The 26,144-nt window shown below is 70.2% G+C and carries 31 protein-coding genes; 17 read left to right on the top strand and 14 right to left on the bottom strand.

Features of this window, described 5'->3' with window-relative positions; all coding sequences use genetic code 11:
* Window positions 1-50: 50 nt before the first annotated feature.
* Window positions 51-1,517, bottom strand: a complete 1,467-nt coding sequence (locus tag ACL02U_RS08050) for a reverse transcriptase domain-containing protein (protein ID WP_412789967.1) — start codon at window positions 1,515-1,517, stop codon at window positions 51-53.
* Window positions 1,518-2,151: 634 nt separating this feature from the next.
* Here ACL02U_RS08050 and ACL02U_RS08045 point away from each other — a divergent pair.
* A complete protein-coding gene (locus ACL02U_RS08045; protein ID WP_412789966.1) occupies window positions 2,152-2,712 on the top strand; it encodes an HDIG domain-containing metalloprotein in 561 nt (186 codons plus the stop codon).
* On the opposite strand, the gene ACL02U_RS08040 is transcribed toward ACL02U_RS08045, so the two are convergent.
* Window positions 2,700-3,170 carry an NUDIX hydrolase gene (locus ACL02U_RS08040; protein ID WP_412789965.1) on the bottom strand — a complete coding sequence of 157 codons (471 nt, stop codon included), beginning with the start codon at window positions 3,168-3,170 and terminating at the stop codon, window positions 2,700-2,702. The genes ACL02U_RS08045 and ACL02U_RS08040 overlap by 13 nt on opposite strands.
* A 28-nt stretch (window positions 3,171-3,198) precedes the next feature.
* Entirely contained in the window at window positions 3,199-3,930 is a 732-nt protein-coding gene (locus ACL02U_RS08035; RefSeq protein WP_412789964.1) for an XRE family transcriptional regulator, read from the bottom strand.
* A 157-nt stretch (window positions 3,931-4,087) separates the two neighbouring features.
* Here ACL02U_RS08035 and ACL02U_RS08030 point away from each other — a divergent pair, with 157 nt between their 5' ends.
* The 15 genes from ACL02U_RS08030 (at window position 4,088) to ACL02U_RS07960 (ending at window position 14,300) form a co-directional block, all read left to right on the top strand.
* Complete coding sequence (locus ACL02U_RS08030) at window positions 4,088-4,441, top strand: hypothetical protein (RefSeq protein ID WP_412789963.1); 354 nt, start codon at window positions 4,088-4,090, stop codon at window positions 4,439-4,441.
* Window positions 4,442-4,444: 3 nt separating this feature from the next.
* Entirely contained in the window at window positions 4,445-5,794 is a 1,350-nt protein-coding gene (locus ACL02U_RS08025) for an FtsK/SpoIIIE domain-containing protein (protein ID WP_412789962.1), read from the top strand.
* An 18-nt stretch (window positions 5,795-5,812) separates the two neighbouring features.
* Window positions 5,813-6,478 (top strand): DUF2637 domain-containing protein, encoded by a 666-nt coding sequence (locus ACL02U_RS08020; protein WP_412789961.1) that lies wholly within the window; start codon window positions 5,813-5,815, stop codon window positions 6,476-6,478.
* An 18-nt stretch (window positions 6,479-6,496) separates the two neighbouring features.
* Complete coding sequence (locus ACL02U_RS08015) at window positions 6,497-6,691, top strand: hypothetical protein (RefSeq protein ID WP_412789960.1); 195 nt, start codon at window positions 6,497-6,499, stop codon at window positions 6,689-6,691.
* 1 nt (window position 6,692) lies between these two features.
* On the top strand, window positions 6,693-6,884 hold the full coding sequence (locus ACL02U_RS08010; protein ID WP_412789959.1) for a mobile element transfer protein: 192 nt from the start codon (window positions 6,693-6,695) through the stop codon (window positions 6,882-6,884).
* A gap of 9 nt (window positions 6,885-6,893) precedes the next feature.
* Window positions 6,894-7,049: a hypothetical protein gene (locus ACL02U_RS08005; protein ID WP_412789958.1), complete on the top strand. Its 156-nt coding sequence runs from the start codon at window positions 6,894-6,896 to the stop codon at window positions 7,047-7,049.
* A gap of 12 nt (window positions 7,050-7,061) precedes the next feature.
* Window positions 7,062-7,385, top strand: a complete 324-nt coding sequence (locus ACL02U_RS08000; RefSeq protein ID WP_412789957.1) for a SpdD-like protein — start codon at window positions 7,062-7,064, stop codon at window positions 7,383-7,385.
* 90 nt (window positions 7,386-7,475) lie between these two features.
* The gene (locus ACL02U_RS07995; protein ID WP_412789956.1) at window positions 7,476-8,027 is read left to right on the top strand and encodes a GGDEF domain-containing protein; all 552 of its coding nucleotides are present in this window, start codon (window positions 7,476-7,478) and stop codon (window positions 8,025-8,027) included.
* An 85-nt stretch (window positions 8,028-8,112) separates the two neighbouring features.
* Complete coding sequence (locus ACL02U_RS07990; protein ID WP_412789955.1) at window positions 8,113-8,298, top strand: hypothetical protein; 186 nt, start codon at window positions 8,113-8,115, stop codon at window positions 8,296-8,298.
* Complete coding sequence (gene repSA / locus ACL02U_RS07985; RefSeq protein WP_412789954.1) at window positions 8,291-9,667, top strand: replication initiator protein RepSA; 1,377 nt, start codon at window positions 8,291-8,293, stop codon at window positions 9,665-9,667. The genes ACL02U_RS07990 and repSA overlap by 8 nt, the downstream gene beginning before the upstream one ends.
* 2 nt (window positions 9,668-9,669) lie before the next feature.
* Entirely contained in the window at window positions 9,670-9,867 is a 198-nt protein-coding gene (locus ACL02U_RS07980; RefSeq protein WP_412789953.1) for a helix-turn-helix transcriptional regulator, read from the top strand.
* The gene (locus ACL02U_RS07975; protein WP_412789952.1) at window positions 9,867-11,108 is read left to right on the top strand and encodes a tyrosine-type recombinase/integrase; all 1,242 of its coding nucleotides are present in this window, start codon (window positions 9,867-9,869) and stop codon (window positions 11,106-11,108) included. The genes ACL02U_RS07980 and ACL02U_RS07975 overlap by 1 nt, the downstream gene beginning before the upstream one ends.
* 32 nt (window positions 11,109-11,140) lie before the next feature.
* Window positions 11,141-11,869 carry a DUF4145 domain-containing protein gene (locus tag ACL02U_RS07970; protein WP_412789951.1) on the top strand — a complete coding sequence of 243 codons (729 nt, stop codon included), beginning with the start codon at window positions 11,141-11,143 and terminating at the stop codon, window positions 11,867-11,869.
* A gap of 313 nt (window positions 11,870-12,182) precedes the next feature.
* Window positions 12,183-13,547 carry a ferric reductase-like transmembrane domain-containing protein gene (locus ACL02U_RS07965; RefSeq protein WP_412790011.1) on the top strand — a complete coding sequence of 455 codons (1,365 nt, stop codon included), beginning with the start codon at window positions 12,183-12,185 and terminating at the stop codon, window positions 13,545-13,547.
* A 141-nt stretch (window positions 13,548-13,688) separates the two neighbouring features.
* Window positions 13,689-14,300, top strand: a complete 612-nt coding sequence (locus ACL02U_RS07960) for an FMN-binding protein (RefSeq protein ID WP_412789950.1) — start codon at window positions 13,689-13,691, stop codon at window positions 14,298-14,300.
* A 137-nt stretch (window positions 14,301-14,437) separates the two neighbouring features.
* On the opposite strand, the gene ACL02U_RS07955 is transcribed toward ACL02U_RS07960, so the two are convergent.
* The 5 genes from ACL02U_RS07955 to rpsB all read right to left on the bottom strand — a co-directional run bounded on the left by ACL02U_RS07955 (window position 14,438) and on the right by rpsB (window position 19,203).
* Window positions 14,438-15,610, bottom strand: coding sequence for a phosphatidate cytidylyltransferase (locus ACL02U_RS07955; protein ID WP_412789949.1), 1,173 nt, complete (start codon window positions 15,608-15,610; stop codon window positions 14,438-14,440).
* The gene (gene frr / locus ACL02U_RS07950; RefSeq protein ID WP_412789948.1) at window positions 15,610-16,167 is read right to left on the bottom strand and encodes a ribosome recycling factor; all 558 of its coding nucleotides are present in this window, start codon (window positions 16,165-16,167) and stop codon (window positions 15,610-15,612) included. Before frr ends, ACL02U_RS07955 begins: the two co-directional genes overlap by 1 nt.
* A 129-nt stretch (window positions 16,168-16,296) precedes the next feature.
* Complete coding sequence (gene pyrH / locus ACL02U_RS07945) at window positions 16,297-17,055, bottom strand: UMP kinase (RefSeq protein ID WP_412789947.1); 759 nt, start codon at window positions 17,053-17,055, stop codon at window positions 16,297-16,299.
* Window positions 17,056-17,252: 197 nt separating this feature from the next.
* A complete protein-coding gene (tsf, locus tag ACL02U_RS07940; RefSeq protein ID WP_412789946.1) occupies window positions 17,253-18,089 on the bottom strand; it encodes a translation elongation factor Ts in 837 nt (278 codons plus the stop codon).
* Between the two features lie 190 nt (window positions 18,090-18,279).
* A complete protein-coding gene (gene rpsB, locus ACL02U_RS07935) occupies window positions 18,280-19,203 on the bottom strand; it encodes a 30S ribosomal protein S2 (RefSeq protein WP_412789945.1) in 924 nt (307 codons plus the stop codon).
* A 479-nt stretch (window positions 19,204-19,682) separates the two neighbouring features.
* On the opposite strand from rpsB, the gene ACL02U_RS07930 reads away from it, so the two are divergent.
* The gene (locus ACL02U_RS07930) at window positions 19,683-20,348 is read left to right on the top strand and encodes a peptidoglycan DD-metalloendopeptidase family protein (RefSeq protein ID WP_412790010.1); all 666 of its coding nucleotides are present in this window, start codon (window positions 19,683-19,685) and stop codon (window positions 20,346-20,348) included.
* A gap of 97 nt (window positions 20,349-20,445) precedes the next feature.
* Here ACL02U_RS07930 and ACL02U_RS07925 read toward each other — a convergent pair whose 3' ends face one another.
* The 6 genes from ACL02U_RS07925 to ACL02U_RS07900 all read right to left on the bottom strand — a co-directional run bounded on the left by ACL02U_RS07925 (window position 20,446) and on the right by ACL02U_RS07900 (window position 26,065).
* Window positions 20,446-21,003, bottom strand: coding sequence for a TetR/AcrR family transcriptional regulator (locus ACL02U_RS07925; RefSeq protein ID WP_412790009.1), 558 nt, complete (start codon window positions 21,001-21,003; stop codon window positions 20,446-20,448).
* Between the two features lie 91 nt (window positions 21,004-21,094).
* The gene (whiG, locus tag ACL02U_RS07920) at window positions 21,095-21,940 is read right to left on the bottom strand and encodes an RNA polymerase sigma factor WhiG (protein WP_412789944.1); all 846 of its coding nucleotides are present in this window, start codon (window positions 21,938-21,940) and stop codon (window positions 21,095-21,097) included.
* A 289-nt stretch (window positions 21,941-22,229) separates the two neighbouring features.
* Entirely contained in the window at window positions 22,230-23,405 is a 1,176-nt protein-coding gene (gene dprA / locus ACL02U_RS07915) for a DNA-processing protein DprA (protein ID WP_412789943.1), read from the bottom strand.
* A 23-nt stretch (window positions 23,406-23,428) separates the two neighbouring features.
* On the bottom strand, window positions 23,429-25,054 hold the full coding sequence (locus ACL02U_RS07910) for a YifB family Mg chelatase-like AAA ATPase (protein ID WP_412789942.1): 1,626 nt from the start codon (window positions 25,052-25,054) through the stop codon (window positions 23,429-23,431).
* Window position 25,055: 1 nt separating this feature from the next.
* Complete coding sequence (locus tag ACL02U_RS07905) at window positions 25,056-25,427, bottom strand: YraN family protein (protein WP_412789941.1); 372 nt, start codon at window positions 25,425-25,427, stop codon at window positions 25,056-25,058.
* A gap of 329 nt (window positions 25,428-25,756) precedes the next feature.
* Entirely contained in the window at window positions 25,757-26,065 is a 309-nt protein-coding gene (locus ACL02U_RS07900; RefSeq protein WP_194040121.1) for a DUF2469 domain-containing protein, read from the bottom strand.
* Window positions 26,066-26,144: the final 79 nt, after the last annotated feature.

Raw genomic sequence — 26,144 nt, 5'->3', positions numbered from 1 at the left:
CCAGCCCACGTAACGTGCGTCGGCTGATCCAGGGGCGTCGAATTTGCCCGCTATTCGGAGGCAACCGAGTCATAGTCCGCAGAGACTTTGGGAGTCGAATAGTTGTTGGCTTCCAACCATTCCCGAGTCACTACGTTGCTGGCATCCTGCTTGATGGTACGCGAAATCAGCAACCTCTCATCTCGCGCATTCATTAGAGCCAAAGCATAGATTCTCTGAAAAATAGGTCGCGCCTCATCATCCAGACGTCTACGAATGATGTCCTTAGTCGCGGTGGGGTCAATCTGAGCCAAGCGTTGGGCCGCCACTGAGATTTGATGCAGGTCAGAACCCTTTTCCAGCCATTCCGCCATCACTTCCCGATATGCTGGCAGCCGATTAGAACTGGGGATAGCCAAGGCGAACTGAGCAGACGACCAGTGGATTGCCGCCCACTCGGTTGCACGGTAGCCGCTATACCAATCGCAGTAGGCACCCATTCTGCGCGGATCTTCTTTTACAGCATCGCGGAAGTACCTGCCCAGCGCGTCTGCAACGTGGGAGAGTTTCTCCGCAAAGGCAAGCCATCGATCAAAATTCCCATACTCCTTATGCTTCCTGAGAGTCTTCAGGATCACTTTGATCGTGGCAGAAGATTGACTGAACGGCCTTTCCAGTGCTGCACCCTCTAGCTTCCTCAGCCATTCGATGTCCATCTCCTCGACTGCGGCTTCAACGACATCGGACCCATTCTCCAGTATTTGAATCCTCTTCTTTACGGGGATCGGCACTTCTTGAAGGCCCTCCAGAAGCACATCCTGCCGGATCTCTTTGAGGCGACCCAGGCGACTCTTAGAGGCGTTGGCCTCAAGACCCAGCTCTCGAACGCGAGACTGGAAGTCGAGGAAGAACTTGTAGAGCGTCGCCTCTTCTCCGGTTACGTAAATATCATCCATCCACCTGACTGCCCCTGTCAGTTGACCTGAAGACAACCTCTGCGAAATCAGGTTGTCGAGTGGAGCCATGTACCGGTTCGCCAGGATGGCGGATGGCCAACTTCGCTGAGGAAGACCATTCCTGGATGCAAGCTCGTGATGAGATCGAACAATCTTTTCAATTAGGCGCGCACCAGCAGAATCGCCCGCCTCGGAATAGACAACATCCACTGCCTTATTGACATCAATGGAAGCAAAGAAGGAGGTGATATCCGTCTGAAGTGCATACCCTTCCATCAATGCAGGGTCATGAAAGAATGAAGAATAATTCTTCCACTCGTCACCGTTGTTGGCCAGCCTCTTCTCATTGCGCAATCGCCAGCCGTAGACCCATTCGGGCAAATTGGCGTGAAGCTTTGAGGTTACCTGCGCGATAGCTGCCGCATAGGCCATCCTTACGTCTAGCGACATCACTACGGCCGGACGTACCCCTAGGCGGCTTTTCGGCACAACGGTGGGTTCGAATCTAGGCTCCCGCCGCAGCGTGATATTGCCGTCTCGGTGCACAATCTCCGACCACGGAAATTCCCGCGGGCTCTTCATCACCCAAGATAGTTCGGGCCACCCCCAGGGGTCCCGGTACCAATCTCCATACATTTCCGTCTGACAGATATCCGCGGCCTTCTTTGCATCAAGTCCAAAACTCATTAGCCCCCCTGACTTGCGATACCGATGCAATGTGCGCGGTGACCCTGCGCATCGAGAATAACTTAGCGTACAGCGTCAGGGGCGAGGCAGTGTTTTTCCTGCCAGTCGGCTCTGGTCGCAGGCTTCCGGTTAGGTCGGCGGAGCGGCTTTGGGCTGGAGCTGCTTTGGGGCGAGTGATCATGGCCCCGTAAGCTTCCGGCGTGTCGGGCAGTCTGTGGACCTGCCCGGTAAAGCACGACGTTGGGGCCATGATCTTAGAGGCTCGCCCCAAAGTGGCTGCCTAAAGCCGTGGAGCCGACCGCCCCAGCCACAGAGGGTTTTCCTGCCTCTGCCCGCTGCACGTAGCGCGCCGCCGGGCGCGGCCAGCCGGGGCGGAGACAGGAGGCAGGCCGCGCCGCAGAGGCGGCGCGCGCCCGCGCCGTGCGCGGGCTCTTGATGGATGTAGGGAAAGTCGTACCGCACCCTTGATCGGCAGTTGCTCCGATCACGGCCTGTCGGCTCTCGGCTCGACTCGGCTACCGTTCCATGCATGCCTTCTGCACTGGACACGCCCCAGGGAGCGGCCGAACTCGCTGAGTCCCTGCTCCCCCAGCTCGGGAACCGCTGGCTGCACACTCAGGCCGTGGCTGCTCGGGCCCGCGAAGCTTCCGCGGCTGTGTCCGAGGCGGACCGGGATCTCCTCGTCGCTGCCGCGTGGCTGCATGACATCGGCTACGCGCCCGAGCTGCGTGACACCGGATTTCATCCTCTCGACGGTGCCAGGCACCTCGAATCGCTGGGTGCGCCGGCACGTCTGGTGCGGCTCGTCGCTCATCATTCCGGGGCCGTGTACGAGGCAGAGCAGCGCGGGCTCTCGACAGAGCTGGCCGTCTACGAGCGGGAGGACTCGCCGGTCCTGGACGCCCTGATCTTCGCTGACATGACGACCGGGCCCGCCGGGCAGTCCTTCGACTTCGACACCCGGATCGACGAGATCTTCGTCCGCTACGAGCCGGGCAGCGAGGTCCACAACGCGATCAGCAAGGCACGGCCCTACCTTCAGGGCGCGGTGGAGCGGACTCGCGACCGCTTGTCGCATCAGCCGAGGTAGGGATCTGCCCGGTCGGCCAGGCCGTGCTCGATCCGCATGCGCATCGACGGGTGGATCTTCAGCTCGTCCAGCTTGCTCGGGTCGACGAAGGCGACTTCCTTGCTCTCGCTGCTCGTCCGCAGCCGGCCACCGGTGATGCGGGCATGGAAGCAGACGGAGAACTGCTGGCGGACCTCGCCGTCGTCGTACGCCATGACGTGCCCTGGGTTGGTGTAGATGCCGACGAGGCCGGTCACCTCCACCTCGAAGCCGGTCTCTTCCCTGGTCTCGCGTACGGCTGCGTCCGGGGCTGACTCGCCCAGGTCGACGCCGCCGCCGGGCAGGGCCCAGAGGTCGTTGTCGGTCTTGTGGATCAGCAGGACCTCTCCGGCGTCGTTGCGGGCTACGGCGGTCACGGAGGGAACGAGGCTGTTCGCCTTCGGGGCGTGGGGATCGTTGAAGTAGTCGACACGGGCCATGCGTTCAGCGTTGCACGTCCGGAGCCCGTTACGCCTCCCGGCCCCGCTCCCACGCGTAGTCGAAACTCCGCATGTAGTGCCGGAAGGTCCGGGCTCCCGGAAGGTACCGGAAGTGCATCACCGGGTTCTGGCCTGCGGGGGCTCCGAGGACGTGGGGGTTCACGAGAAGGTCCTCGTCGAACCGGTAGATCGAGTTGTAAAGGATCGTGTCGTGCAGCCGGACATCGACGCCGGGCGTCGACATGGCGGGCTCAAGGTAGCGGCGGGTGATCCGGGCGCGTGCGGCCAGGTCGCCTCCGATGCCTTCCTCCTCGCCGCGCTGGTGGACCGCCTCGGAGTCGGGGTCGCCGAGCAGGATGCGCACCTGGGCGCCGGCCTTCGCCTTCTCGGCCAGTTGTTCGGGCAGGTCCGGGTGGCTGTCGAAGAGGAACAGCCCGGCGTACACGAGGACGTCGACCTGGTCTGTCGCCTTCTCGATCAGGGATGCCCAGAGCGGGGCGGGAACCGCGCCACGGTGCGGGTAGTACGTGATCAGCTCTGACGTGCTGGCCTTCTCCGCCTGCTTCTCCACCGATGGCCAGAGATAGACCTCGTCGACTCCGAGGAAGCTGGCCGCCTTCCAGCGGTGGCCCCGGTGCGGGGTGCGGCTCGTGGTGATCCACCGCTCGACGCTCTTGGGGTCCACGCCCACGTGGTCGGCAACGGACTGGATCGTCTCGCCGTTCGCTGAAATCGCCGCGCGCAGACGCTCGTTCGCCATGTCGTGCCCTTCACCGGGACCAGCAGGGACGTTTTGACGATAGCTCAGACGTCCCTAAACGTCCATACGGACGGTGATGCGTCCACCCCCTCTCACGGTCTCCTGATCTCACCGACGAGACGTCGGCCAACACCTCACCTCAACAGGAGACAAGACGATGCGTCAGATCCCCGTGGACACCGCCAACGCCACCGTGATGGTCGCCAAGACCCCCCAGCCCAAGGTGAAGGACCGCCGTACCGGTGAGATCGCCACCGACAAGGACGGTGCGACGCTCATGGTCGTGGAGGTCATGTTCTCCACGCCCGACGAAGTCGAGATCCTCAAGCTCACCGTCCCGCAGTCCGGCGTCTCCGAGGACCTGGCCATGGGCACTCCCGTGGTCCTGACCGGCCTGGTCGCCTCGCCGTGGGAGAACGAGTTCAACGGCCAGAAGCGGCACGGGATCGCCTTCCGTGCGGTCGCGGTGACCTCGCTGACCGCTGCGGACTCGGCCTCGAAGGCGGCCTGATCCATGACGTGGCTGACCGTTGCCCTGGTGCTGGTCGTCGCCGCTGCGGGTCTCCTGCGGTGGCGGCGCCCCGCCTGGTACTGGCTGACCTTCGGCGTCACCCTCGCCGCCCTGCGGGTCCTGGTCCGCTACGGCTCGGTCATGGACGCCTGCGGCCTCACCGTCCCGGCCCCCCGTTGGCGCCTGGCCCTGGCCCGGATGACCAACCGGCCCGCTCCCGGTCCGCGCGCCCCGCGCATCCTGCGAGTGCGGGTCACCCGTACCGGGCTGGCCCTCCGCCTCAAGCTCCGCCCCGGTCAGGACGCCTTCGACGTGGCCGCCTCGTGTGACCGCCTGCGGCACTCCTTCGCCATGTACGGCGTCACCTCCCGTGAGGTGCGCTCGGGCGTCGTCGAGCTGCGCATGACCGGCTACGACGTGCTCAAGCGGGTGCAGATGCCCGCCCTGGTCGACACCCGCCCGATGCGGGTCCCGGTCGCCCTGCGCGAAGACGGGGCCGTGCACTATCGCGACTACCGCACCGTGCCGCACGCCCTCACCCTCGGTGCCACGGAGTCCGGCAAGTCGGTCTATCAGCGCAACCTCGTGGCCGCGCTCGCGCCGCAACGGGTCGCCCTGGTCGGCATCGACTGCAAGCAGGGGGTTGAGCTGTTCCCGCTGGCCCGCCGGTTCTCCGCGATCGCCGACACCCCCGACACCGCCGTCGAACTCCTCGACGCCCTCGTGTCCCACATGCAGGACGTGTATCAGCTCATCCGGGCCGAACAACGGATCACCGCCGACGTGCCCGATGCCGAGATCGCCGCCGACATCTGGGACCTGCCCGAAGACCTGCGTCCGGTACCGATCGTGGTCCTGGTCGACGAGGTCGCCGAACTCGCCCTCTTCGCCACCAAGGAAGAGGAAAGGCGGCGGGACCGGATCATCACCGCCCTGGCCCGCCTCGCCCAGCTCGGCCGCGCTGCCGGCATCTACCTGGAGATCTGCGGACAGCGCTTCGGCTCCGAACTCGGCAAGGGCATCACGATGCTCCGCGCCCAGCTCACCGGCCGCACCGCCCACCGCGTCAACGACGAATCCAGCGCGAACATGGCCCTCGGCGACATCGCCCCGGACGCCGTGCTGGCCGCGATCCAGATCCCCACCGACACCCCCGGCGTCGCCATCACCGGCGACTCGACCGGCGGATGGGCTCGTATCCGCGCCCCGCACACCTCGCTGCGCCAGGCGGTGAACACCTGCAACCGGTACGCCGACCTGACCCCGGACCTGCCCGCCCTCGCACCGTTCCGGCCCGCCCTCGGCACCCTCGCCCCGGTCCCGGCCGTCGAGTCCGCCCCGGCCGCCGCCTGACCTTCCCGGAGGATCGTCATGCCCCGTTCGTCACTGCGCGTGGATGCCGTCCTGGTCCAGGCGGTCATCGCCGGAGCCCTGTCCTTCGCCCACCTGCACGACCTCGCCGCCGCTGCCGGACAGGACGACTGGAAGGCCTGGGCGTATCCGGTCTCCGTGGACCTGCTCCTGGTCGCCGCCTGGCGTCGGCTGCGTTCGGACGGGCCGTCCCGGCTGGCCTGGTGCTGGTTCCTGACCGCCCTTGTCGCCTCACTCGGTGCCAACATCGCCACCGCCGGCCTCCTCGACCTCGGCAGCGTCCCGAGCTGGCTGCGCATCCTCGTCGCGGCCTGGCCCGCCCTGGCCTTCATGGGCGGCACGCTCCTCGCCCACTCACCCGCGAGCCACTCTCCGGACCCGAACCCCGCCCCCGAGGTGGAGTCCGACCCGCCCGCCGCAGAGCCGGACCCGGCACCGGAACCGGAACAGGTGGCTGCCGTCGACGGCACCCCAGCCCTCCCGGCCGCAGTTCCCGCACCGGCGACACCGGCCGTGCCGGTCCCGGCCGCGCTGGTCGACCACGCCCGCAAAGTCGCCGACGACCACCGTGCCCGCACCGGCTCCCGGATCGACACCGACACCCTGCGCGCCCGCCTCGGCGTCCCGCCACACCTGGCCGACGCCATCGCCGCCCAACTCACCTGACTCGAAGGGAGACACGTCGTGGTCGCTGACCCGGACGACCTGACCACCGCCGACTACCTCGACGCCGCCCGCGAGATGACCGCCGCCAACCGGCCATTCCTCGCCCACCTGCTCGCCGAGGAAGCCGCCCGCCGTACCGCGGACCCGGCCACCGCCGCCGGTATCCGCGCCTCCTTCCTCGACCCGACCCTGACCCGGCAGGAGACCGACTGACATGCCCGCCCGCGACTTCTTCCACTCCGTGATGCGGATCGGGCCGGTGCAGATCGGCACCCACCGCGACCGCAACGGCACGACCAAGCACGCCGCCGTGTGCAGCAACGACGGCTGCGGCTGGTCCGCCGACTACTCCACCCGGTCCGCCGCCCAGCTCGCCGCCCGCACCCACCGCTGCAAGGTCCGCTAGGAGGCCCTCGTGGATGTCCCGCTCTGGTTCGCCCTGCTCTGCGTCGGAGCCCTCGGCGTCAAGCTCATCCGCCCGCCGCTCTGGCTGGTCCTGGTCCTGCTGCTCGGCGGCTACCTCCTCGCCGACAGCCTCCTCGCCCCGGTCATCGACACCGCCGTCAAGTAAGGAGACCCGCTCGTGATCCGGCCCAAGCCCCCGGCCATGCCCCAGCCCACCGGCACAACCACCCCGCCCACCGTCGTCGAGCCGACCACCATCACCCCCGGCACTCCGGCCACACCGCCGGCACACACCGCCCCGCCGCCGCTGCCGTCCCGGCCCACGATCCAGCTCACCCCCGGCACCGCGCTCGCCCTCGTCGGCGGCGGCACGGCCGTGGTCCTGGTCGTCGGCGCCGTCCTGGTCTCCATGCTCCTGGCGGTCGCCGTCACCGCCGCCTCGGTCGCCGTGTGCGCGGTCGTCCTGCGCTCGTTGCTGGCCTCCGACGCCAAGCGTCGCTGAACGGTCCCGAAAGCGACGCACAAGCCGCCAAGCACGCCGCCGCCTTCGGGACCCCTGCTCCGCCAACCGCCATCGCCAAGGGAGTACGTCATGGACCTGACCGCAGCCGCCGCCCTGGTGCCGTTACTGGGCTGGGCCGTGCACGGGAGCATCCTGGCCCACCGGCTCGCCTCCGCCCGCCGCGACCCGCTCACCGGCCTGCACACCCGCGCCGGATGGACCGCCCGCGCCGAACACTGCATCCGCCGGCACCCGCACGCCGCCGTGCTCCTGGTCGACCTCGACCACTTCAAGACCCTCAACGACACCCACGGCCACGCCGCCGGGGACGCCGCCCTCACCGCCACCGCCGCCCGGCTCCGAACCTGGTGCGGACCCCACGGCACCGCCGGGCGCTTGGGGGGAGACGAGTTCGTGGCCGTCGTCCGCGAGCTGACCGCAGCCGATCTGCATGAGCTGACTGCCCGGCTTCACCGGCCGCTGGACTACGACGGGACCGCGCTCCCCTTGGCCGCCTCGGTGGGTGTCTGCCGTCTCGCCGAGCTGCCGGTGCCGCTCCTGACCGATGCCCTCGCCGCCGCCGATACGGCCATGTACGCGGCCAAGGGTCGCAGCCGCCGGGGATCGCGCCTCTCTCACTGACCGGCCACCGGGTGGCGCACAAGCCGCCAAGCACGCCGCCACCCGGAGCCGTTCCTTCCAACCGCAATCGAAAGGAACCACCATCATGGCCCACCTCACCCCGCCGCTGCCGAGGATCTGCCCGGCCTGCGACGGCTTCCCCTCCGTCGCCGTCACGCTCGGCGGCCGCGTCCACCGCGGCCACCTGCGCACCATCACCGTGCACTGCCCGGCCTGCAACGGCCTCGGCACCACCCCCACTCGCCGCATGCGGGAGGGCGCCCGTGCCTGAGCAGCTGCTCGACCCGACCACCCTCGGCGACCTGCTGAGGGTGGCTTCGGCCTCCGACTACCACCGCTGGCACGAGCAGATCCGCCGCACCGGCGGCTGCGCCGACCCCATCCACCTGACCGGCTGGGTCCTGCACAAGGACAAGACCACCGGCGAGACCCTGCACCACTACTCCACGGAGGGCGAACCCGGCGGGCGGCTCCGCCTCGCCTGCGGCAACCGCCGGGCCTCGCGCTGCCCCTCCTGCGCCTGGACCTACGCGGGCGACACCTACCACCTCATCCGCGCCGGGCTCGCCGGTGACGACCGCCGCGACATCCCCGCCACCGTCCGCGATCATCCGCGCGTCTTCACCACTCTCACCGCCCCCTCGTTCGGCGCGGTCCACAACCGGCCTGACCGGGGCATCTGCCGCTGCGGCACCCATCACGCCCCGGACGCTCCGGAGCTGGGCACCGCCCTTGACCCGGAGACGTACGACTACGCGGGCGCGGTGCTGTTCAACAACCACGCCGGGCAGCTCTGGCAGCGCTTCACCAACCGGCTCCGCCGCGAGATCGCCGCCCGCGCCGGCCTCACGCAACGGGAGCTGAAAGAGCGAGCCCGGCTGTCGTACGGCAAGGTCGCGGAGTTCCAGAAGCGGGGCGCACTGCACTTCCATGCCGTGATCCGCCTCGACGGACCGGACGGCCCGGACACTCCTCCACCATCCTGGGCGACCATCGGCCTGCTCGCCGACGCGATCCGCGCCGCCGCCGCGCACTCCTACACCTCGGTCTCCGTCCCGGCCGTCGCCGACCAAGCGGCCCGGACCTTCCGCTGGGGCACCCAGCTCGACGTCCGCCCGGTCAAGGCCTTCGGCGACGGCTCCGCCCTCACCGAACAGGCCGTCGCCGCCTACGTCGCCAAGTACGCCACCAAAGCCGCCGAAACCACCGGCACCCTCGACCGCCGCATCGGCGAACTCTCCGAACTCGACCGCCACGGCGTCCCCGACCACACCCGCCGCCTGATCACCGCATGCCGCGACCTCGACCCGCTCTACCCGGATCGCCGCCTGTGGGCCTGGGCACACATGCTCGGCTTCCGCGGCCACTTCTCCTCCAAGTCCCGCCGCTACTCCACCACCCTCGGCGCCCTCCGCCAGGCACGCGCCGACTATCGCGCCGCCCAGGAGCACAACGCCCTCGGCCTCGACGACCAGGAGCCGGACACCGTCCTGGTCCTCGCCGACTGGCAGTACGCCGGGCACGGCCACACCCCGGGCGAGTCCGTCCTCGCCGCGACCATCGCCCGCGACCTCCAGCTCAACCGCGAAACCGCCCGCGAAGCCCTACGCGACCAACTCGCCGACGAGGGGGAGTACTGACCATGGCCTCAGAGCTGCCGAACCGTTTCCTGACCCCTGAGGACCTGGTCGAGATGTTCGAGCTGCCCAGCATCGAGACGGTCTACCAGTGGCGTCGCAAGCGCACCGGCCCCCGCGGCTTCCGCGTCGGCCGCCACCTCCGCTTCGACCCGACGGACGTGCGCATATGGGTCGACTCCCAGCTCGGGGAGGCTGCCTGATGGCCGGCCACATCCAAGACCGCTGGTTCAGGACCGAGCCCGGCCCGGACGGCAAGCCTCGCAAGGTCAAGAGCGACCGTCACGGGCTGGGCCTCCGCTACCGCGCCCGCTACATCGGCCCGGACGGCACAGAGAAGTCCAAGAGCTTTCCCGACCGGCAGAAGCGACGCGCGGAAGACTGGCTGACCAACATCGCGTCGGACATGTCGCGCGGCTCCTACATCGACCCTCGCGCGGCTCGGATCACCTTCAAGGCGTACGCCGAGAAGTGGCTCAAGGCCCACACCGCCGACGTGTCCAGCCAGATCGTCACCGAGCAGCGGCTGCGTCTGCATGCGTTCCCTGTGGTCGGCACGCGACCGCTGGACTCATTCCGACCCGAGCACATCCGCGACCTCACGAGCGCGTTGGAGGCGAACCCGGCCGTGAGCGGCGCGTACGCGCGCAACATCTACGGCGACGTTCGAGCCGTGCTGAGCGCGGCCGTCGACGACGGCCTGTTGCCCCGAAACCCGTGCTCTGCGAAGTCCGTCCGCCCACCGGCAGGCGAGCGGCGCCGCGTCGTGCCGTGGCTGCCCACTCAGGTGCACGCCGTTCGCGCGGCGCTCCCTGAGCGGTACCGGACCATGGTGGACACGGGAGCGGGGTGCGGACTCCGACAGGGCGAGGTCGTAGGGCTCGCTGAGGATGCGCTGGACTTCGAGAGCGGCATCCTTCGCGTGGTCCGGCAGGTGAAGCTCATCCGTGGGAAGGCCGTGTTCGCCCCGCCGAAGTGCAACAAGGAACGGGACGTACCGCTGCCGTCGTCAGTGGCTGAGGCCCTGCGTGTCCACATGGACGCCTTCAAGCCCGTTGAGATCACGCTGCCGTGGCGGAAGCCGGATGGCCCGAAGGTGACGGCCCGCCTGCTGTTCACGAACACCGCGAGCGGGGTTGTGTGGCGGAGCAACTTCAACATCCAGGAGTGGAAGCCCGCGCTCGCGGTCGCCGGCCTCATCCCGGACGCCGACGCCGACGGCAAGTACGAGTCGGCGCGCGAGCACGGCATGCACGCGCTGAGGCACTTCTACGCCTCAGTGCTGCTGGACGCCGGGGAGAGCATCAAGGCCGTCAGCCAGTACCTTGGGCACACCGACCCGGCGCTGACGCTGCGGGTGTACGCGCACCTCATGCCATCGAGTCAAGAGCGAACCCGCAGGGCCGTCGACAGTGCGCTGAGGTCAACACCGAAAAAGCAATGACCTTTTGACGGCTGAATCCCTAACCTGCATGTATGGCAGTGGTTAGAACGTGTGGCTGGTGCAACGTACGCTGCAACATGCAGAGGGTTCACACCGTTGATATTGGCGTGGCTGGATGGGGCGAGCGGCAGTCAGTCGCCATGACTTTCCAGTGCGACGGCTGCGGCCACCTCAGTGTGGCAACTGGTCGACGCGAGCCCAGCCCATGGGAGTCCAACGGAACCCGCCTGGTGGTGGACGGCCCGAGCGCATGGTTCCCGCGCCAACTCGGCAAGCGGGTCTACGACGACGTCCCAGAAGCCATTGCGAGCATGGCCATTGAGGCACACCAGTGCCTCTCTATTGAGGCCAACAGGGCCGCTGTGGCGCTGGCCCGCGCCGTAGTAGAGGCCACTGCCAAGGATCGCGGGATCAAGACTGGCACTCTCGAAAAGAAGATCGACAAGCTGTTCGAGCAGCACCTCATTCGGGAGTACGTCAAGGATGCTGCCCATGAGGTCCGGTTCGGAGGGAACGAAGTCGCTCACGGTGACCTCGTTGCCGAACCGATGGACAACGTCACTGCGACCGAGATCCTCGGTCTCATGGACGAGATCCTTGACGAAGTGTTTCAGTCCCCAGCGAGGGTGAGGCACCGCAGGGCACAGCGACTTGAGCGCGAGCGACGGCTGAAGGAAGGCGAGGGCTCAGCCTCTGAGGAGGCATCGCAGGAGGCGCCATCTGGAGACGTCGTGAGCGTCACCGAAGAGCCCCCCTTCTGATCGCCACGGCCCAGAGACGGCCCAGGACCACGGAACAGGCCCCCTACCAACGCCAAACGCGCAGGTGAGGGACCTGTTCGCGTTTGACGGCTGCCAGTTCTCCGGGCTTAGGCATGGCGGTACCAGTGTCGCAGATCCACGGGGAGGGCCTGCGCCTGTCGGTCCGTGCGACTGCCGTCAGCGGTCGTCGCCGATCGCCCTGGAACGGCCCGTGCGGAGCCGGGCGGTGACGAGCGGCGGGCTCCGGGGGAGAGATTTCCGCCTGGGATAGGGTGCCGGGCACCGAGCGAGCGACAGGGAGTCCGCCTTGACGATGGTCCAGCACAGCCGGGCAGGAAGGCGTCAGGCGAGGAAGCGGATCCGGCCCCGGCGTTCTCCCGCGGTGCCCCTGCTCGTGCTGGCCTGGGGCGGGGCCGCGGCTGTCCTGTGGCTGTGGTGGCGGGACACGCCGGCGGTGTCCGGGGCCGCCGACCAGCTCGTGAACGCCGGTCGGATGGCGGGCCTGCTCGCCGGCTACGTGATCGCCCTGACCATCGTCCAGATGGCACGGGTGCCCTCGCTCGAGCGCCGGGTGGGATCCGACCGGGTCTCACGCTGGCACGCCGCCACCGGCCGCTACGCGCTGTACCTGACCGCGGTCCACGTCGCACTGGTTCTGTACGGGTACGCGATGCAGACGCACACCGGGATCGTCTCGCAGACGGTGCAGGTCGTCACCGAGTACCCCGACATGGGCAAGGCCGCCGTGGGAACGTCCGTGCTGCTGTTCGTCGGCCTGGTGTCGGGCGGCGCGGTACGGCGCCGGATGCACTACGAGGTCTGGTACTACCTGCACCTGCTCACCTATGTCTCCGTGTACCTCGCCTTCTGGCATCAGCTGACCGCGGGCAGCGAGTTCGTCGGCAACGCGGCGGCCCGCGCCGCCTGGTCCGCCCTCTACGTCACCGTCGCGGCGCTCGTCGTGTGGTACCGGCTCCTCACCCCGATACGTCTCAACCTGCGGCACCGGATGCGCGTCGAGTCCGTCGTGGAGGAGGTCCCGGGCGTGGTCTCGGTCCTGGTACGCGGACGGCGGCTGCACCGGCTGGGCGCCGAGTCCGGGCAGTTCTTCCGCTGGCGGTTCCTCGCCCGGGGCCTGTGGTGGACCGCGAACCCGTACTCCCTCTCCGCCCCGCCCCGGCCCGACCTGCTGCGCATCACGGTCAAGGCGGCCGGTGGGCACAGCGCCGCGCTCGCCGGGCTGCGGCCCGGCACACGGGTGTGGGCGGAGGGGCCGTACGGGGCGCTGACCGGCGCTCGCCGCAGCCGCGGCAAGGTGCTGCTGCTCGCCGGCGGCGCCGGCATCACACCGCTGCGGGCCCTGTTCGAGACGTTGCCGGGCAGGCCAGGAGATCTGACCCTGCTCTACCGGGCGCGCACAGCGGAGGAACTGGCGCTGCGGGACGAACTGGAGGCGATCGCGGACGAGCGCGGAGCACAGCTGCTGTACGCGGTGAACAGCCCGGACGGCCGACGCCCGACGATCACCGCCAAGATGTTGCGCCGGATACTGCCCGACATCGCCCGGCATGACGTGTACCTGTGCGGCCCGCCCGGACTCGCCGAGGAGTCCTACTCCGCACTGCGCGAAGCGGGAGTGCCGGACCGGCGCATCCACCACGAGTCGTTCGAGTTCTGACGCCGAGCCCGGACACCTCCGGTACCCCGCCGCAGTCGACGGACCGCCGACCGGCTGGGGCCGAGAAGGCCGTACGGACGCACCACGAGTGACAGTCCCGGAGACGCCTGCGCTGTGCCGTAGGTGAGGAAGAAACACCAAGTGCGCCGTACCCTGCTGCTCGGCGCCACCACCGCGTCCGTCATCGTGCTGCTGCTCGCGCTCAAGCCGCGAACCGACCCGGCGACCGTGGTGCAGGCCGGCGGCAGCGCCGGAACCCCGCCCACGGCAACGGTCTCGGCGTCCCCGCCCCCGCCCCCGACTTCCTCCTCGGCCGTGCCGTCCGTGTCTGCCGCCGCGTCGAAGCGCTCGGCGGCCGCCGAGCGCCCGTCGGCCGCCCCCGGATCCACGGCAGCACGCTCCGCCTCCGCGGCCCCGGCCCGCACGACGACCGCCCCGCCCGCCCCGAAGACGACGTCCGCCGCGCCCGCACCCGCCACCCGGACCGTCACCGGAGCCACCGTGTCCACGAAGTACGGGCCGGTCCAGGTGCGGATCACCGTCTCCGGCAGCACGATCACCCAAGCGGACGCCGTGCAGTCCCCGGACGAGACGGCCCACAGCCGGAGCATCTCCTCCACCGCCGTCCCCCAGCTCAACCGGGAGACGCTCGCGGCACAGAGCGCGAACATCGACACGGTGTCCGGCGCCACGTACACCAGCACGGGCTACCGGCAGTCCCTGCAGAGCGCCCTGGACCGGGCGGGCATCTGACCTCCTCCGGCCGTGCGCCTGCCAACGGCGTCGCCGCCTCCGCCGGCGCCGGGAGCCCGAGCACGCCAGGGGTGACGGACGCCGGAGCCCCTGCCCGGTTCGGGCAGGGGCTTCCGGCGTGCGGGCGTCGGTGGCGGTCAGCCGGCGCCGACGAACAGCACCAGCAGCAGCCAGACGATCGGCGCCGTCGGCAGCAGCGAGTCCAGCCGGTCCATGATGCCGCCGTGGCCGGGCAGCAGCGTGCCCATGTCCTTGATGCCCAGGTCCCGCTTGATCATCGACTCGCCGAGGTCGCCGAGGGTGGCGCTGGCGGCGACCGCGAGGCCCAGCAGCAGCCCCTGCCACCAGGCGCCGTCGTCGATGAGGAACTGCAGGCACAGCGCGCCGGCGAACATGGCGAAGGCGACCGCGCCGAACAGGCCCTCGCGGGTCTTCCCCGGGCTGATGCGCGGGGCCAGCTTGTGCTTTCCGAAACGCCAGCCGACGGCGTACGCGCCGGTGTCGCTGACCACCGTGAGGAGCAGGAAGGTCAGCACGCGCCACGGGCCGTCGTTGGCGGTGAGCATCATCGCCACGAAGGTCGCCAGGAAGGGGACGTAGAACGCCGCGAACACCCCGGCCGTGACGTCCTTGAGGTAGCCGTCCGGCGGTTGCGTCATGCGCCAGACCAGCACGGCCAGCGTGGTCAGCGCCATGGCGACGAGGGCGGCCTCGGCACCCCCGGCGTACCCGGCGACCACCATCGCGGCGCCGCCGATCGCCAGCGGCACGAGCGGCGCATGGATCTCCTTGCGCTCCTCCAGACGCGAGGTCAGCTCCCACAGGCCGACGACGACGGCGACCGCGACGACCCCCACGAACACGGCCTTGACGATGAACAGCGACGCGATGATCACCACGCCGAGTCCGACACCGACCCCTATGGCAGCGCTCAGGTCGCGCCCCGCGCTCTTCTTCTGCGGCCGGGGCGCCGGCTGTGGGGCGTCGGGCATGGGCTCCGGATTCTGCGGCGTCGCGGCAGGGGGCTGCGCCGACGGGGTGTCATGGCGGGGCGTCCCGTCGTGGAACGCCTCGTCGCGGAACAAGGGGCCGCTCAGCCGAGCGACCCCTCGATCCCCGTCCTGGTCTCCGTCGGGTGCGGATTCGTCGGGTACGAGAGGCATGGGGCGAGTCTGCTGTGCGTCATGCGCATCGTACGCGGAACCCGCCGGGACGGCGTCCGGGACATGCCCCTGGCCGGCGGGGTCCCGGTAGCCGGTGCCGCCGGTCTGCCCGGCGTACGGCGGAGCCCCCCAGGAAGAGTCGTTCATCAGACCTCGAGCAGCTCAGCTTCCTTGTGCTTGAGGAGCTCGTCCACCTGGGCGACGTACTTCGCGGTGGTGTCGTCGAGCTCCTTCTCCGCACGGCGGCCCTCGTCCTCGCCGATCTCGCCGTCCTTGACCATCTTGTCGATGGCGTCCTTGGCCTTGCGGCGCACGGAGCGGATGGAGATCTTGGCGTCCTCGCCCTTGTGCTTGGCCACCTTGATGTACTCGCGGCGGCGCTCCTCGGTGAGCTCCGGGAAGACCACCCGGATGATATTGCCGTCGTTGCTCGGGTTGACGCCCAGGTCGGAGTCGCGGATCGCCTGCTCGATGTTGCGCAGCGCGCTCTTGTCGAACGGGGTCACCACCGCCATGCGCGGCTCCGGCACGGAGAACGAAGCCAGCTGGTTGATCGGCGTCGGCGCACCGTAGTAGTCGGCGACGATCTTGTTGAACATCGCCGGGTGCGCACGGCCGGTGCGGATCGCGGCGAAGTCCTCCTTGGCGACCACGACGGCCTTCTCCATCTTCTCCTCGGCCTCGAGGAGGGTCTCTTCGATCACCACTTGCTCCTGCGTGTCTTGAGTAGGCCCGGCTGCGGTTCCTTGCGGGGGCGGCGGCCGGCTGCGTCGCGTCTTCTTCCTGCACGGTTCCCGACCGGAAGAACATTGTCCATCCCCCGGCGGGGGTGATCAGCTCCGACTGGCCTGTTCGCCCACCAGCGTGCCGATCTTCTCACCCTTCACGGCACGGCCGATGTTGCCCTCGGCGAGAAGCTCGAAGACGAGGATCGGCAGCCGGTTGTCGCGGCACAGGGTGACCGCGGTGGCGTCGGCGACCTTGAGGTCGCGGGTGATGACGTCGCCGTAGCCGAGCGCGTCGAACCTGACCGCGTCGGGGTTGGTCTTCGGGTCGGAGTCGTAGACCCCGTCCACGCCGTTCTTGCCCATCAGCAGCGCCTCGGCGTCGATCTCCAGGGCGCGCTGCGCGGCGGTGGTGTCGGTGGAGAAGTACGGCATGCCCATCCCGGCGCCGAAGATGACCACGCGGCCCTTCTCCAGGTGGCGCACGGCACGCAGCGGGATGTACGGCTCGGCGACCTGGCCCATGGTGATGGCGGTCTGGACGCGGGAGTCGATGCCTTCCTTCTCCAGGAAGTCCTGGAGGGCGAGGCAGTTCATGACCGTGCCGAGCATGCCCATGTAGTCCGAGCGGGCGCGGTCCATGCCGCGCTGCTGGAGTTCGGCGCCGCGGAAGAAGTTCCCGCCGCCGATGACGACCGCGATCTGCGCGCCGCCCCGTACGACGGCCGCGATCTCACGGGCGATCTTGTGCACCACGTCGGGGTCGACACCCAGCCCTCCGCCGCCTGAGAAGGCCTCTCCGGACAGCTTCAGCAGAAACCGGCCGCGTACTTTGCCGTCGTCGCTCTTCTCGGGCTTGGTGCTCATGGGAATCTCGCCTCTTTTACGTGTCGCACATACGAGAAGGCCATTGCCGGTGGGGTGGCGTTTCGCTCCCGTGCGGCAATGGCCTCCTCGTCAGATCTGCGGTCGTCCACCGCGCGCGCCTGCGATGCCGCGGACGCGAGCGGAGCGGACGGCTGCACCCGACCCTATCGGGGTCGCGGGTGGTACGCGGTACGGACTCAGATGCCGACCTTGATGCGCGTGAAGCGCTTCAGGGTGACACCGGCCTCGTCCAGGACCTTCTGGACGGACTTCTTGTTGTCCAGGGCGTACGGCTGGCCGAGCAGCGTGGCGTCCTTGAAGAAGCCGTTGAGGCGACCCTCGACGATCTTCGGCAGGGCGGCCTCGGGCTTGCCCTCGGCGCGGGTGGTCTCCTCGGCGATGCGGCGCTCGTTCTCGACGACGTCGGCCGGCACGTCCTCCTTGGAGAGGTACTGCGGCGCGAAGGCGGCGATGTGCTGGGCGACGCCCTTGGCGACCTCGGCGTTCGGCTTGTCGAGCTCGACCAGGACACCGATCTGCGGGGGCAGGTCGGGCATGGTGCGGTGCATGTACGCGGTCACGAAGCCGTCCGCGAACTGCGCGAAGCGGTCCAGGACGATCTTCTCGCCGAGGTTGGCGTTGGCCTCGTCCACGAACGCCTGCACGGTCTTGCCGGACTCGATCTCGGAGGCGAGCAGGGCCTCGAGGTCGGCCGGGGCGCTCTTGGCCACGTGCTCGGCGATGGTCCGGGCCACGGCCTGGAACTTGTCGCCCTTGGCGACGAAGTCCGTCTCGCACTTCAGCTCGACGAGGACACCGGAGGAGTTGTCGTCGGCGAGGATCGAGACCACGGCGCCGTTCTCGGCGGAGCGGCCCTCGCGCTTGGCGACGCCCTTCTGGCCCTTGATGCGCAGCGCCTCGACGGCCTTCTCGACGTTGCCCTCGGCCTCGTCCAGCGCCTTCTTGCAGTCCATCATGCCGGCGCCGGTGAGCTCCCGGAGCTTCTTGACGTCGGCGGCGGTGTAGTTCGCCATGAGTCTGTGAGTCTTTCTCGAAGTCTGGAGGATCGGAGATCCGCACGGTCTGCGATCTCCATTGAGGTGGAGATCTGCGACTGCTCGCTGACCTACGGGTGAACGGCGGGAGCGGTGGGGTGACCTCCCACGCCCCGGAGGGGGTGAGGGGTCATGTCACCGCTCCCGCCGTCAACGCTGGGCTGACGGGTCAGGCCTGCTCGGCGGCCTTCTCGCCCTCGGCCGGCTTCTCGCCCTCGGCGGCCGGGGCGGCGGCCTCGGCGTCGGCCGGCTTCTCGGCCTGCTCCGTCTCGGCCGGCTTCTCGGCCTCGGCGGCCGGCTTCTCGGCCTCGGCGTCGGCCTTCTTCTCACCCTCGAGCAGGTCGCGCTCCCACTCGGCGAGCGGCTCGCCCGCGGCCTTCTCGCCCTTGCTCTCGGCGGAACCGGAGCGGGCGATGAGGCCCTCGGCGACGGCGTCGGCGATCACGCGGGTGAGCAGGGTGACGGAGCGGATCGCGTCGTCGTTGCCCGGGATCTTGTAGTCGACCTCGTCGGGGTCGCAGTTGGTGTCGAGGATCGCGACGACCGGGATGTTGAGCTTCCGGGCCTCGCCGACGGCGATGTGCTCCTTCTTGGTGTCCACGATCCAGACGGCGCTGGGCACCTTCTGCATCTCGCGGATACCGCCGAGGGTCTTCTCCAGCTTGGCCTTCTCGCGGGAGAGGACCAGGAGCTCCTTCTTGGTCAGACCCGAGGCCGCGACGTCCTCGAAGTCGATCTGCTCCAGTTCCTTCAGGCGCTGCAGGCGCTTGTAGACGGTGGAGAAGTTGGTGAGCATGCCGCCCAGCCAGCGCTGGTTCACGTAGGGCATGCCGACGCGGGTGGCCTGCTCGGCGATGGCCTCCTGCGCCTGCTTCTTCGTGCCGACGAACATGACCGTGCCGCCGTGGGCGACGGTCTCCTTGACGAACTCGTAGGCGCGGTCGATGTACGACAGCGACTGGAGCAGGTCGATGATGTAGATGCCGTTGCGCTCGGTGAAGATGAAGCGCTTCATCTTCGGGTTCCAACGGCGGGTCTGGTGACCGAAGTGGACGCCGCTCTCCAGCAGCTCCCGCATCGTGACGACGGCCATGGCCGTACTCTCCTTGGGTTTCTCGGTTGTGCCGCGGTTGCCGGACGGCTCCCGCGCCTGACGCCCGCTGCGCGCCGTGCCACAAGGGACCGAGGGGCGCTGACACGGACCGTCTCCGGTGGCCGTGTCGGGGCGTGCGAAGTCGACCCGGTGACCCGGATCGCCAGAAGAAGTGTACGGGACCCACGGCGCACCAGGTGACGCCGATGTCCACAACCGGCGAGTACTCCACAGGCTGCGGCCATGATCGGGCGGGATGCGGGATGGTTCGGTCATGTCCGACAGGCGGACGACACGGCGCGTGACGGGGGCGGTGGCGCCTCGGATGGCGCCCACGGCGTCGGCGGTACTGGGAGGGGCCGTGCACTGGCCCGAAAGAGGTTGTGGCGCGAGGGGGCCGTGATGCTCAGGGGTGAAGGGAGTCGTGATGCTCAGGGGTGAAGGGGGTCGTGGTGCTGAAGGGATCGGCGGTGGCGCTGATGGGGTGGCTGGCGCTGACGGGTGCGGTGGCGCCGAGGGGTTCTTCCGCACCGGCGGGGCCGGTCCGGGTGGCGGCGGCGACCTCACCGGGGGCTCGTACCGGTTCGGTTCCCCGCCCGGCCGCGGCTCCGGCGGCGGTTGCGGGGGAGCCTTCGGTTCCCGCCGTGGCGAGGGTGTGGCCCGTGGGGACGCACCCCTCGGTGGTCCGCGGCTGGCGGCCGCCGGCGACGGTCTACGGCCCGGGCCACCGGGGCGTAGACCTGGCCGCCGCGCCGGGTGCGCCGGTGCGGGCGGTGGCGGCGGGCCGGGTGTCGTTCGCGGGACGGGTGGCGGGCAGGGGCGTTCTGTCCGTGGAACTGACGGGCACCGGCGAGCCCCCGCTGCGGACCACGTACGAGCCGGTGCGGGCGGCGGTGACCCGGGGCGAGGAAGTGGCGGCCGGCCAGGTGATCGCGACGGTGGAGCCGACCGGCGCGCACTGCTCCGCGGGCTGCCTCCACTGGGGGCTCCTCAGCGGGCGGACCTATCTGGACCCGCTGCGCCTGCTGCCGCCGCGGCTGCTGGCCACGGGACCGTCGAGGCTGCTGCCGGTGGCCGGTGTGCCGGTACCCGGGGTCACGGCCGCCTTCGCACGGCCGTCCGACCCCTCCGCTCCTGCGGCCTGACCGTCCGGTGCCCGCGCCCTGCGCACGGTGGATCCGCCGCGCGCGGGGCCCGGTGCGGGAGGACGCCTGTCCGGGAGAGCCTTCGTGGCGGCGGGTGTCAGCCCGGTACGCCTCGCAGCACCATGGCGACGGCCGCGTCCGCGATCACGTCCGGCTCCTCCGCCGCCCCCAGCTCCAATCGCCGCACCGCCGCATCGACCAAGCCCTGCACCAGCATCGCCGCGAGCCGCGGCCGGTCGTGGCCCAGTTCGGCGAGCGCGTCCACGATCATCGCGACGAGTCCGCCGTGCGCCGCGCGGATCTTCTCCCGGGCACCGGCGTCGAGTTCACTCGCGGAGATGGCGACCACCGCCCGGTGCCGCCGGTCGCCGACCAGCTCCAACTGCCGGCGCACGTACACCTCGACCTTGTCCTCGGGGGCACCGACCCGCTCCATCGCCACCGCGACCTCGGCCGCCCACACCGGGAAGTCGACCTCGCACAGTTCCTCGACGACGGCGGCCCGGGACCGGAAGTACTCGTACACGGAGGAGCGCGCCAGCCCCGTCCGCTCGGCGAGCGCGGGGAAGGTCAGCGCCTCCGTCCCGCCCTCGGACAGCAACGACCGGGCCGCGTCCAGCAGGGCGGCTCGCTGCATCGACCGGTGCTCGGCCACGGAGGCCGCTCGAATCCTTGGCACGTCAACCACTCTACGGAGGAAGCACCCTCGGCGGGAGTGACGTCCCGACACCCGGGCCAGGGACCGGTCAGCGACCGAAGGAGGCCAGCTTCGCCCGCAGCTGGAGCACCGACTTGGTGTGGATCTGGCTGACCCGGCTCTCGGTGACCCCGAGCACGTTGCCGATCTCGGCCAGCGTCAGCCCCTCGTAGTAGTACAGGGTGACGACGGTCTTCTCCCGCTCGGGCAGCTTGTTGATCGCCCGCGCCAGGAATCGCCTCAGCTCGCGGTCCTCGGCGACCTCCACGGGGTTGTCCGCGGCGGTGTCCTCCAGCGTGTCCATGAAGGTGAGACCGTCCCCGCCTTCGGTGCCGACGTGCAGCAACTCCTCCAGCGCCACCACGTTCGCCAGCGACAATTGGCTGAAAACCGAGTGGAGTTCGTCGACACCGATGGCCAGTTCCGCGGCCACCTCCTGCTCGGACGGGGTACGCCGCAGCCGCGCCTCCAGCGTCGCGTACGCCCGCTCCACGTTGCGCGCCTTCTGCCGCACCGACCGGGGGATCCAGTCCAGCGCCCGCAGCTCGTCGATCATCGCGCCGCGGATCCGGGTGATCGCGTAGGTCTCGAACTTGATCTCCCGGTCGACGTCGAACTTCTCGATCGCGTCGATCAGCCCGAACACCCCGGAGGAGACGAAGTCGGCCTGCTCCACATTCGGAGGCAGCCCCACACTGACCCGTCCCGCCACGTACTTCACGAGCGGCGAGTAGTGCAGGATGAGCTGTTCCCGCAGCCGCTCGTCTCCCGTCGCCTTGTACGACCGCCAGAGCTCGTCGAGCGTGGCGGGAGCGGGCGGCCGCACGCTGCCGCCGTCGCGGGCGGCTGGAGGGGCCGCCGCCCGGTCGGAGCCGGAGGTGTGCTGCTGGGGCATTCGTCGCCTTGTGCCGTTCTGCGATGAAGTACGGGGAATCGGGGTGCCCGGGCGGGGCGCCGGACTGCTGTCGGTTCGGGTGCGGGAATCCGTTCTGCACCGGATCCTCGTGAGCGTAGCGTGACTGGACTGTCGCGGTGAGCGAAGAGCGGGGTGCGGGCCGCGCCCGGAGGTGCGCCACGGGCCGCACCGGCGGACCGTGCGGCTGTCGCGCCCGATCTCCGGAAGGCGTCAACTGCCGTGATTCGCCAGGGGTTACGGCCTCCCCCGGACGGCCGAACCCGGATGGTCAGCGCGGGCCTGCTTCCGCCCGGACCGATGTCATCGCCTGGCGTGTCAACTTCCAGCCCTCGCCATGTCGTTCGACGTAACCCAGTGCACGCAGCTCGTACAGCCTGGCGAGGGCGTCGTCCAGTGTGGTCTGCGCCCCGAGGGCGATCTCCGCCGGTGCGGCCGCCCGCCCGGCGGGCAGTGCCGCCAGCACCTGCCGCGCCGCCGGCTCCAGCAGGTCCCGGGGAAGGACGGGCCCGCTCCGCTCGGGCGCGAGCTCACCGATGCCGCCGACCAGCTCGACGACTTCCGCCGCGTCGGTGACCAGCACCGCTTCGCCGCGCAGGAGTTCGTGGACGCCCGCCGACAGTCCGCTGGTGGCCGGTCCGGGCACCCCCATGGTCAGCCTGCCGAGGCGCTGCGCGGCCCGCGCGGTGGCCAGCGAGCCGCTGCGGCGGGCCGCCTCCACGACGACGGTGCCCCGGGTGAGCGCGGCGATCACCCGGTTCCGGAGCACGAACCTGCTCGGGGTCGGATGCTCACCCGGCGGGAACTCCCCGACCAGAAGGCCCTGCTCCGCGATCCGCGCGATCAGCCGGGCGTGCCCGCGAGGGTAGGGCCGGTCGAGACCGCAGGCCAGTACGGCCACGGTGGCGCCCGCCGCGCCGAGGCTGCCGCGGTGCGCGGCGCCGTCGATGCCGTAGGCGCCGCCGGACACCACGACCCAGCCGAGTTCGGCGAGGTCGCCGGCGAGGGTGGCCGCCATGTGGACGCCGTACTCGGTGCAGGCCCTGGCGCCCACCATCGCGACCGACCGCAGCGCCCACATCCGCAGGCTGGGGCGTCCGCGTACCCACAGCCCGAGCGGGCGGGCGTCGCCCAGGTCGTCGAGCTGTCCGGGCCACTCGGTGTCCCCGGGTACGAGGAACCGCACTCCGGCCCGGCGCGCGGCGTCCAGGTCCCGGAGGGCGTCGGCCCGCTCGGCCCGTGCCCTGAGCCCCGCCCACCGGGTGTCGCTGACGCCCGGCAGCGCTCTGCCCGGCCCGCGGAGCCGGTGTGCCACCTCGCCGGCACCGAGCAGGCGCACCCAGCGTCCGCCGGTCTCGTCGCCTGGCTCGAGGACCCGGGTGAGGAAGGCCCGGGAGACGCGGTCGTGCTCGGGGGGACCGGGCTCCGGCTCGGGGGCGCCGGTCATTCCGGTGCCACTCGGGGCGCCGGTCATGCCGGTGCCCCGAGTGCCAGCGGGGTCCCGCGCGGCACTCCGGTGCGCAGTTGCAGGGCCAGGGCGACGTCCTCGGCACCGGGCCGGTCGTGGCCGGAGAGATCGGCCACGGTCCAGGCGACCCGCAGGACGCGGTCGAGCCCGCGGACGGTGAGCAGCCCGCGTTCCAGGCTGCGCTCGGCCTCGTCCATGGCTCCCCTCGCCGCGGGCCACCGGCCGCGCAGCTCGCGGCCCGGCACGTCGGCGTTGGTCCGCCAGGGGGTCTCGGCGAACCGCGCCGCGGCACGGTCCCGGGCGGCCCGCACCCGTTCCGCGACGGTGGCCGTGGGGTCGCCGCCGGGGGAACTTCTCGCCAGTTCGGCCCGTCCGACCGGATCGACCTCGACCCGGAGGTCCACCCGGTCGAGCAGCGGTCCGGAGAGCCGCGCCTGGTACCGGCGGACCGCCGCGGGCGGGCACTCGCAGACCGTGTCGAGGCGGGAGAACCGCCCGCAGGGGCAGGGGTTCGCCGCCAGAACCATCAGGAAGCGCGCCGGGAAGCGGACCACGCCCGCGCTGCGTGCGATGACCACATGGCCGGACTCCAAGGGCTGGCGGAGCGCGTCGAGGGCCCGGGCACCGAACTCGGGGGCTTCGTCCAGAAAAAGGATGCCGCGGTGGGCGAGGGAGACGGCGCCGGGCCGGGCGACGCCCGGGCCGCCGCCGACGAGGGCCTGCATGGTGGCCGAGTGGTGCGGGGCGCAGTACGGCGCGGCGTCCACCAGGGGCTTGTCCGGCGGCAGCAGACCGGCCACCGAGTGCACGGCCGTGACCTCCAGGGACTCCTGGGCGCCGAGTGGAGGCAGGACGGCGGGCAGCCGCTCGGCGAGCATGGTCTTGCCGGCTCCGGGCGGTCCTTCGAGGAAGAGGTGGTGGCCGCCCGCGGCGGCGACCTCCACGGCGGTGCGCGCGGAGGTCTGCCCGACCACGTCGGCGAGGTCCAGGCCCTGCTCGTGCCGGGCGGCGCCGGAGCCGTGCATGCCGGCGGCGGCGCCCGCTCCGGGCACGCGCAGCCCGCCTCGCAGCGGGTCGGGGTGCCGCGGTCCGCCCGGCTCCTCGTCCGGGACGGGCTCGTCGGTGAGGAGCGCGACCAGTTGCCGCAGGCTGCGGACGCCGAGCACGGAGACGCCGGGGACCAGCGAGGCCTCGGCGGCGGCGCACTCGGGCACGACGACCTGCTCGTAGCCGGCCTCGGCTGCTGCGAGGACCGCCGGCAGGATGCCGCGCACCGGCCGCACGCCGCCGTCGAGAGCCAGTTCGCCGATCATCACGATGTCGGCGAGGACCTGCGGGTCGATGCGTTCGGCCGCGCCGAGCACGGCGCAGGCCACGGCCATGTCGAAACCGCTTCCGGCCTTCGGAACGGACGCCGGGCTGAGGCCGACGGTCAGTTTCCGCTGCGGCCATTCGCCGCCCGAGTTCACGACCGCGGCCCGGACCCGGTCCCGGCTCTCGGTCAGACTCTTGTCCGGGAGGCCGACCAGCGTGAAGGCGGCGACGCCCGGTTCCAGGTCGGCCTGGACCTCGACGACGACGCCCTCGACCCCGACGAGGGCCACGGAGCACGTGCGGGCGAACCCCATGTCAGGCCACCCCCCGCACGTGCTCGACCACGGGGGCCCCGCGCGCGGGCAGCAGCACGCCGACGACGTCGAGGCGGACGCCTCCCGGTGGCGCTCCCCCGTGCTGCTGGATCCACCGCTCGGCCAGTCGCCGGAGCCGGTCGGCCTTGGCCGGGGTCACCGCGGCCAGCGGATGCTGGAACCTGCCGCCGCTGCGGGTCTTGACCTCGCACACCACCACGGCGTCGCCGTCACGGGCCACGATGTCGATCTCTCCGGCCCTGCCGCAGCGCCAGTTGCGCTGCAGCACCGTCATGCCGGACTCGGCCAGCCGCCGTGCGGCCAGCGACTCCCCGTACCTTCCGAGTGCCCCGCGTGCGTGTTGCGCGTCCATGTCGGCACCACCTCCGGCACCCACGGTCGGGCAGCACGGCCCCACGTGTGGATCTTGGTGGATCACCAGCCGGTTGTGGACAACTCCGTCACCCGAAAGCCGTCACCACGTCCGCTGGACACCGTCCCCGCGCCGCACGCCACGCGACGCGACGCCCGCCATCTCTGTGCGGCGGCAGCGCGCGGGTCGGCGACGCACGCCGCAGCCACCCCGCAGGCGCACCCAGCGGGCCGCACCGGGCGGGAGCGGCACGGCGGCGGCGCGCGCACGCCCTGCCGCCGCCCAAGGCGGCACCGTGCGTACCGCAGGGCAACCGGCGGCGGCGCGAGTCACCCGCTCGGCAGCTCCAGGTCGTTCTTGTTCAGCTCCTCGATGTTCACGTCCTTGAACGTGAGTACCCGTACCTGCTTCACGAAGCGCGCCGGCCGGTACATGTCCCAGACCCAGGCATCCGCCATGGACACCTCGAAGAACACCTCGCCCTGTACCGAGTGCACCTGCATCTCGTAGTCGTTGGTCAGGTAGAAGCGCCGCTCGGTCTCGATCACGTATTTGAACAGACCGACGACATCGCGGTACTCCCGGTAGAGCTTCAGCTCCATCTCGGTCTCGTACTTCTCGAGGTCCTCGGCGCTCATGGCATGTTCCCCTTCAGCCGTGCGATCCCACCATTGTGCGCCAGTCCCGGGTGCCCCCGGACACTTTCCGGACCGCCGG

It is taken from the genome of Streptomyces sp. MS06 (assembly GCF_047200655.1).
Classification (GTDB): Bacteria; Actinomycetota; Actinomycetes; order Streptomycetales; family Streptomycetaceae; genus Streptomyces.
The sequence above is the reverse complement of the archived record's forward strand: the minus strand, read 5'-3'. Positions and strand labels throughout refer to the sequence as shown.